General features: G+C 41.9%; 1 protein-coding gene and 1 pseudogene. Both read right to left on the bottom strand.

The window, feature by feature from the left end:
• Positions 1-125 (bottom strand): annotated as a pseudogene (locus AB4232_RS22770) (succinyl-diaminopimelate desuccinylase); the annotation flags it as partial.
• A 96-nt stretch (positions 126-221) separates the two neighbouring features.
• On the bottom strand, positions 222-494 hold a 273-nt coding region (locus AB4232_RS05985), incomplete at its 5' end, for an ArsC/Spx/MgsR family protein (protein ID WP_372086595.1).

Below are 494 nucleotides of genomic sequence, written 5' to 3'. Positions count from 1 at the left end.
TCGATTTCAAAACCTAGCGATTTTAAGCGTTCAATCATCAGGTCTTGGCAGCCTGCATCTTCTGGTGTTACCGATTGACGGCTGATTAGGTCTTTTGCCAGAGCCAAAGTTGGGCTGTCTGTCATCCTTGAGTTCCTTGTTTAAATTAAACGTCTAGTCATTAATTTCAGGCGTTGAACAGGGGAAGTTCAACGCTTTGTTATCTGTTCTAATACAGCTGATTACGCAAAAATAGCAGCGTATTGATCAGCTTTGAAGCCAATATGAAGCTTGCCATCGACTTTCAAGATAGGGCGCTTGATCATTGCTGGTTGTTCAACAAGCAGAATTACGGCTTTTTCTTCCGTTAATGTGTCTTTTTGCTCTTGAGAAAGTTGGCGATAAGTCGTACCACGTTTGTTTAGCACAAGCTCCCAACCAAGCTCTGAACAGAAGCTTGTTACTAATTCTTCAGTGATGCCTTGTTTGCGATAATCGTGAAATTCGAACTCGAT

It is taken from the genome of Vibrio sp. 10N.286.46.A8, assembly GCF_041470165.1.
Taxonomy (GTDB): domain Bacteria; phylum Pseudomonadota; class Gammaproteobacteria; order Enterobacterales; family Vibrionaceae; genus Vibrio; species Vibrio tasmaniensis_A.
This window is presented reverse-complemented; position numbering and strand designations above follow the sequence as displayed.